Annotated in this window: 7 protein-coding genes; 4 read left to right on the plus strand and 3 right to left on the minus strand. The window is 60.7% G+C overall.

What is annotated here, in order from left to right; translation table 11 throughout:
- From AC3WWR_RS10325 to AC3WWR_RS10335, 3 genes are all read right to left on the minus strand, one after another.
- A complete protein-coding gene (locus tag AC3WWR_RS10325; protein ID WP_492598670.1) occupies nucleotides 1-2484 on the minus strand; it encodes a fimbria/pilus outer membrane usher protein in 2484 nt (827 codons plus the stop codon).
- Nucleotides 2485-2618: 134 nt separating this feature from the next.
- Nucleotides 2619-3335 carry a fimbria/pilus chaperone family protein gene (locus AC3WWR_RS10330; protein WP_083349702.1) on the minus strand — a complete coding sequence of 239 codons (717 nt, stop codon included), beginning with the start codon at nucleotides 3333-3335 and terminating at the stop codon, nucleotides 2619-2621.
- A 94-nt stretch (nucleotides 3336-3429) separates the two neighbouring features.
- Entirely contained in the window at nucleotides 3430-4050 is a 621-nt protein-coding gene (locus AC3WWR_RS10335) for a DUF1120 domain-containing protein (protein WP_083349701.1), read from the minus strand.
- Between the two features lie 352 nt (nucleotides 4051-4402).
- Between AC3WWR_RS10335 and AC3WWR_RS10340 the strand changes: the two genes are divergently transcribed.
- From AC3WWR_RS10340 to AC3WWR_RS10355, 4 genes are all read left to right on the plus strand, one after another.
- A complete protein-coding gene (locus tag AC3WWR_RS10340) occupies nucleotides 4403-5035 on the plus strand; it encodes a response regulator (RefSeq protein ID WP_083349700.1) in 633 nt (210 codons plus the stop codon).
- Between the two features lie 95 nt (nucleotides 5036-5130).
- Nucleotides 5131-5601, plus strand: a complete 471-nt coding sequence (locus tag AC3WWR_RS10345; RefSeq protein ID WP_179055602.1) for a nuclear transport factor 2 family protein — start codon at nucleotides 5131-5133, stop codon at nucleotides 5599-5601.
- A gap of 40 nt (nucleotides 5602-5641) precedes the next feature.
- Complete coding sequence (locus tag AC3WWR_RS10350; protein WP_432668549.1) at nucleotides 5642-5953, plus strand: GIY-YIG nuclease family protein; 312 nt, start codon at nucleotides 5642-5644, stop codon at nucleotides 5951-5953.
- A gap of 88 nt (nucleotides 5954-6041) precedes the next feature.
- Nucleotides 6042-6977 (plus strand): glutathione S-transferase family protein, encoded by a 936-nt coding sequence (locus tag AC3WWR_RS10355; RefSeq protein WP_492598671.1) that lies wholly within the window; start codon nucleotides 6042-6044, stop codon nucleotides 6975-6977.
- The last annotated feature ends 60 nt before the right edge of the window (nucleotides 6978-7037 follow it).

The raw sequence follows: 7037 nt of genomic DNA on the forward strand, positions 1-7037 counted from the left end.
TCAGAGGGCTCGGCACTTGGCGGGGGCGGTTTCGTAGTACGCGTTGGTGTCCGCGTCGGCGGGCAGTTCGAAGCGCAATTCGCAGCGCTCCATCCCCGGTGCGCGGACCCACAGCGCGCGGCGGTCGAGGACATTGGGCAAAAACACCAGGCCGCCGTCCTGTACCAGGGTCACGAACTCGCCATCCGCGTTGTTCACAGTGGCCCCGCGCGGCAGCGGCGCGCCATTGGCGGTGGTGGCCTTGAGCAAGGCTCGACGGGTCATCGTGATGCCAAACTCAACGTTGTCGACGGCACCGCGGCCGGCCGAAATCACCGCCAGCCCATTGTTGATGTCGGCGTTGCGCGGCAGGGTTCTGGTGTCCACTTCCACCGCGCTGCGACCGTAGGCCACCACTTGCGGGACCACCGCCCGGCCTTGCCAGTCGGTCCAGACCGGGCCGCTGGGCGTCGTCACTTTGATCGCGCCCATATTGCCCACCGAAAGCAGCGCGAAGGTGTCGCTCACCTGATAGGGCGACAGCGTCACGCCACCGCCGTGCAGCACGGCCCCGCCCCGGGCACCGATCTGATAACTGTCACGCTCGGCATCGGTACGGGTGTAGTTCAGGTCCAGTTGGGTGTAGCGCGGCAGCAAGGAAACCCCCGCGCTCGATTGCACCTGCCGGTCTCGTGTGTCGTGCTCGACGCCGACCCGATACGCCAGTTGATCGTTGATCTGTTCACTCACGCCCACGCCGCTGCGGTACTCGCCGCCCGTGCTGCGCGCCCAGGTGCGTGCCCGGCGGTTCTGGCCCAGCGGGATGCTCAGGTTCACATATACGCTGTCGTCGCTGCGGTTGGCGCCACTGACCTGCCACTCAGCCGTAGCCGAGATCGATACACCGCCGATGTTGGTCCCCCAGGAGGCGAGCGCGCGGCTGCTGCTGTCACCGTCGAACGTGCCAGAACGACTGAAGCCGGCACTGAATGCACCGAGCCAGGGATGGGACCAGGACAGCGCAGCGCTTTGCTGGTCGCGGTAACGGGAATTGCGCTGGTCACTGGTGCTATCGAACACTGCGTCTTCCAGTTCCCGGTAACCCGGGGTCCGGTAAGAACCGCCGGTATTGAGTGACCACTGCGCGCTCAAAAGGTGCGAGGCGCTCAGGTCGATCTGAAGCCCTTTACCGGCTTGTTGGCCGCTGGCGTCGGCACCTGTCAACGTGGCTTGAATCTGTGTGGCAGGCGAGGGTAACAGCGCGATGCCGGCACCCGCCGCGCGGTACTCATCGGCGCCGGTAATGCCGACGCTCAGCAGGGCTTGTGCGCCGAGTGCACCGCTCCAGCCGCTACTGATCACCCAGGGATCGCCACCTTCTTCGTCGCCGGTATTGCGCACCCTGCCAGCCGCCAGCGAGTAACCCGGAGCCGGTAAACCGATGCCGAGCATCGCGGCAGGAACGGTGAAGCGGCGCTCGCTGCCATCAGCCTCCTTGACCGTGACTTCCACATCGGAGCGGCTGTTGAGGCGACGTACATTGGTCAACGCAAACGGTCCGGCGGGCACCACCGTGGAGTGGATCAACGCGCCGTTCTGGCGGATTTCGACCTGCGCCTGACTGTTGGCAATGCCTTCGATGACCGCGCTTTGTCCTTCGACCTGCAGTGCCTGTTCGTTCAGTACTTGCACGCCGGTGATCTGCGCACCGGCCAGCACCGGGTTGTAGAGATTGATCTGGCCCGCCTGCAGCACCGCTTCCTGGCTGGCGAATGTGCGCTGGGCGTACGCCGCAATGTGCGTCGTGCGGGAGATATCGTCCTGCCTGGTCTGAATCTGTCGGCTGCGCACGATCCAGTCACCGGCATTGAAACCCAACTCGGTGCTGGCCGAGGCGTAGCGACTCGAATCATCGCCGTATCGGCTGTGCAGACCGGTTACGTCGTAATTGAGCAGACCGGCGATGCCGCCGGTTTGATAGCCGGACACATCTCGAAGAACCGGGCGCAGTGCGTCGCCGGGCACGATCAATGACAGGGCAAGATTGGCCGGGTCCTGATCGACGACGGTTTGCGGCCAGGTGCCGAGCACATCGTGACACGGGGTGTCGTTTGCAGGTTGTGCGTCCACCAACTGTTCAGGCACACCCAGGTTCGCCGCGTCGAGCAAGTCGCGATCAAAGCACAGCGTCCCGTCGCGATTGAACCGGACGTCGACCCGACCCTGACGCTGGCCATTGACCGACAACGTGAGCGGATGCCGCCCTGCGGGGAAGCTCGGTGCCGCCAGCAACAGCGTCGCCAGCGCCGGATCGATACCGCGTTGCTGCAGGGTGTTTTTATCGAACGATGCCGGCGACGGCACGTCGGCTCGTGCATCGAGCGCCATCAGCACAATAGCTAGCAGCAACACTGCTTTCATCCACAGCCGGCAGGCGTGAGGATGAGCAATCAACCGAATCGCGGGCATGGCTTCGCCGTCACGGTAAATCATCACTGTGTTCATGGGTTTCACTTGGTTTATGCGCGCGTGCCGGCCGATTGCACTGTGGCCTCAGTCACGCTCGTGGCGGTTGATTCCACTTCACTGAAAACAAGGCGCTCACCGTTCCTTTGTGGCGTCGTGGGTCGCTGCAATCGTCAGGAGCTGATCGGCGCGTCATAGAGCGGTACCGCAAAACCGTAGACGGTGGCCGGTTGAAAGCGCACATGCGTGGCAGCCCCGGCTGGTGCCGAAACACTGATGTGCTCACCGGGCAACACGTAGGTCTTGGGCAACATCGCACTGCCCGCTGAAGGCAGCAGATGTACCTGCTGGCCCAGACGGACCACGTAGGGAGTGTCATTGCGCACGGTCAGTTGATCGCCATTTAGTGACCATTGAAGATCAGTCCATGGGGTGCGATTAGGCGCCAGGCCCTTAGGGTGCAGAATCACCGGCAGGTTCTGGCGCACTGTCACCCCTACACGGGCCTGTCCAGCTTCGGCGGCGGGTTTGCCTTGCGGTATGCCTTCAAAGATCACCCGCTTCAAACGCTGGGTGAGCAAGGGTTTTTCCGATTGCAGAATAAAGCGCACCAACTGGGTTTTCGACGCTTCAACCCGGGCCAGCGGTGGTGTCACAAACACCAGCGATTCAGGGTCTTCGGCAATGTTTTCGAGAGTGACGTGCATTAACGCCAGAGTGGTATCAGTGTTGGTCACTGTAACGGACGCCTCGCCATCGGCCTCATTGATGATGACCACGGAAGTGTTCGGGACCATCCCGTCAGCTTGGGCGTAAACGGTCATCAAGAGCGGGAATAAGCCAGCGCCGGCGTGGATCAGAGGGCGCACGAAAGCAGAAAACATCGTCATGACGTGTCTCGTTGAATGATCAAAAAAGGGTGCTGGCGTGACACCGGTTGCCGGTGTCAGCGCTCCAGGCTGATATTGCGCAGCACGCGGTCTGTCAGTAGTCCAGTTGCACGGTGATATGGCCGTCGATGGGGATTTCATCGGTCAGAGTCAGGTCGCTGGCAGGCACGATAATGGTGAATGCCGTCAGCCTTGCATGCAGGTCTTTTATGGCGATCGGTGTGTCAGGGGCATTCATCGCCGCAAACGAAGTCTTGCCGGCATGTCCCAGGTAGGGCGACGCTCGCCAACTGACACCATCGTCCCGGGACGAGATGGTTTTTACCGCGGCTTTGTCGGCAATCGCGTCAAACAGACCGAGGGCTACACTGCCCAGTTTCTCGTCATCATTAACGATCCCCAGCCCGTGCTGGCTAGGGCTGATGGCGGAAGATCCGCTGCGGTTATCCACCGTGGTCAGGGTAAACAGGGTGGCCGCCTCGCAGTTCACGTCGAGGTAGAGCGTGCCGTTTTCCAACCGGGTGGGCTGGTCCGGATGCAGGTCCTTCATCCCCACCCTGCCGTGCTCGACGATACCGCCGCTCGAGAGACTGGGCTTACAGGCACTGGGAGTGATCATGCCGGTGACACTCAAGTCGGTGTTGGAACTGGCCAAAGCGGACGGAGCGCCTGTCAGCAGCAAGACTGCGGCCAGCAATGATAAAGGTGTGTTCATGCGTTGGCTCTTCCTTGAAGGAGGTTGTCAGTCATTACCCTGGGTGGACAGGAGGCAATCTATAGGCCGGGGTAGACGGAAGGAATGCAACTAATACGAAAACGCGGCGTCCGGAGCACGAAGGATGACGACGGACTACAACTCGTCATGGTTCGCTGTATTGTCTGTAGTCTTTTGGCGTGGGTGACGTAGCTTAAAAAAGTAGGGGGCGTCTGTTTGTTTTGTAAGAGAAAGGACAAAACCCCGAAGGCATTGAGTGTCGCTATTTTACTGATGAGATTGGTTGTTGTAGTGGCCAGTGGACAGCGCTATTTTTCGCGCATTCCAGTCACCTCACAGGAAAACTACGACCATGCGCGTCATCATCGCTGACGACCATCCCGTCGTTCGTATCGGCTTGCGGATGCTCATCGATTCAAGCACAACCTGCGTGGTTGTCGGTGAAGCCGACGGCCCCGACAGCCTGCTGAGTCTTCTTTCCACACTACCTTGTGATCTGCTGATCACAGACTTCTGCATGCCGGGCGACGGGCAGGCCGATGGCCTGAAGATGCTGAGCAGGGTGCGCCGGCACTACCCGGCGCTGCCGATCATTCTGGTCACCATGTTTGCCAACGTCGCGACACTGAGGTCGGCCTTCGCTGAAGGTGTGACGGCCATCGTTGCTAAAGGCGCGTCGGCGACGGAGCTGCCCGACGCGATCAAATCGGTGAGTCAGGGACGGCGGTTTATCAGCGAGTCCCTGCGCGCCGAACTGACCGAGGCCGGCACCGGGGACTCGTCCCCGTTACCGTCACTGTCGGCCAAAGAACATGAAGTGGTGAGAATGCTCGCCAGCGGCATGACCGTCAGCGAGATTGCTTGTTACTTCAAACGCAGCGTGTCGACGATCAGTAAACAGAAAAGCATGGCCATGCAGAGGCTGGGCATTTCCACGGACGTGGATCTGTTTGCTTATGCCCGTGACAGTGGCATGGTGCATTAGCGTGCCAGAGGGTATTCCCACCACGAATGTCGATAGTGTTCGGCGGCTTTGCAGACTATCTTGCTGGCCATCCTTTATTCGTACGGAGCCTGACCATGAGTGATGCCCATCGCGCATTGATCACCCAGTTCTACCAAGCCTTCCAGCGGCTGGACGCCGAGGCCATGAGCGCCTGCTATACCGATGACGTGGTGTTCAGTGATCCGGCGTTCGGCGAGCTTCGCGGGCGCGATGCTGGCGACATGTGGCGCATGCTCACGACCCGGGCCAGGGATTTCTCCCTGACCTTCGATAGCGTTTACGCCGATGAGCACACGGGCGCCGCGCATTGGGTCGCAACCTACCTGTTCAGCCAGACCGGCAACACCGTGGTCAACGACATCCAGGCACGATTCGTCTTCCGTGACGGCAAGATCTGCGAACACCACGACCGTTTCGATCTGTGGGCCTGGTCGCGCCAGGCATTGGGTTTCAAAGGCCTGATCCTGGGCTGGACGCCATTGGTAAGGAACGCCGTTCGGGCACAGGCCCTGAAGGGGCTGAAGGCATGGCAGGCCAGTCGCTGATAAGATCGCGGCTTGTTTCCTTTCAAGTTTTGATTGTGCCGTGACCACCCTCAGCGAAAATCCTCTCGACGCCAATGCACCGGTGAGTAAACCTTGGTTCGTCTACCTCGTGCGCGCGGCCAATGGCGCGCTCTACTGCGGGATCAGCGACGATCCGGTACGCCGCTTTGCCACTCACCAGAGCGGCAAGGGCGCGCGCTTCTTTCTTTCCAGCCCGGCCGTGGCGCTGGTCTATACCGAACTCTGCCGCGATAAAAGCGAAGCGCTGCGCCAGGAACGGCTGATCAAGAAACTCAGGAAAAGCGCCAAGGAATGCCTGGTGGCGAGCTTTGCTGCCGGCTTATCAATCTGACTGATAAGTTCCCATCAGGCATATCGGTGTGATGCTTATGGATTGCGCGCTAAGCTGCGGATTCCTTACCCGTGCGGCGGAGCCGAGCATGTCCGAGTTGATTCTTCATCATTACCCGACTTCCCCTTTTTCTGAAAAGGCCCGCTTGCTGCTGGGATTCAAGGGGCTGTCCTGGCGCTCGGTGAACATTTCGCCGGTGATGCCAAAGCCTGACCTGACGGCCCTGACCGGAGGCTATCGCAAAACTCCAGTGTTGCAGGTTGGCGCCGATATTTATTGCGACACTTCGTTGATTGCCCGCCGCCTGGAACAGGAAAAGGCCTTGCCGGCGTTCTTCCCCGAAGGCCAGGAAATGATCGCGGCCTCCTTCGCCGCGTGGGCCGATTCGGTGATGTTCCAGCATGCAGTCAGCCTGGTGTTTCAGCCGGAATCGGTAGCTGTGCGCTTTGGCAATATGCCGCCGGAAGCGATCAAGGCATTCATCGCCGACCGCGCCGCGTTGTTCAGCGGTGGCAGTGCTACACGCTTGTCCGCCGAGCAGGCCAAACACCAATGGCCGACAATCATGGCGCGCCTGGAGCAGCAGCTGCAGCGCGAGGAGGGCGATTATCTGTTTGGCGAGCCGTCGATTGCCGACTTCGCAATGGCTCATCCGCTGTGGTTCCTCAAGGCAACCGCCGTGACTTCACCGTGTGTGGATAGCTATCCGGCGGTGTCGGCCTGGTTGGCGCGGGTACTGGGATTCGGTCACGGTGCGCCGAGCGAGATGACGTCTGAAGAGGCCCTGGAGGTGGCGCGCAATGCCACGCCGGCGGATCTGCCGGACGAGCAGTTTGCCGATCCGAACGGGTTCCAGGCCGGTCAGCAAGTGGTGATTGCCGCGACTGACTATGGCGTTGATCCGGTAGCGGGGGAGCTGCTGTTCGCCGGTCGCGAGGAATTGATCCTGCGTCGTAAAGATGAGCGCGGCGGTTGGGTGCATGTGCATTTTCCGCGGTTCGGGTTTCGCATCGGGGCCTGCTAAAAGCGAAAGATCGCAGCCTGCGGCAGCTCCTACAGGGGATCGATGTACACCCTGTAGGAG

It is taken from the genome of Pseudomonas sp. EB271-G4-1 (assembly GCF_058791355.1).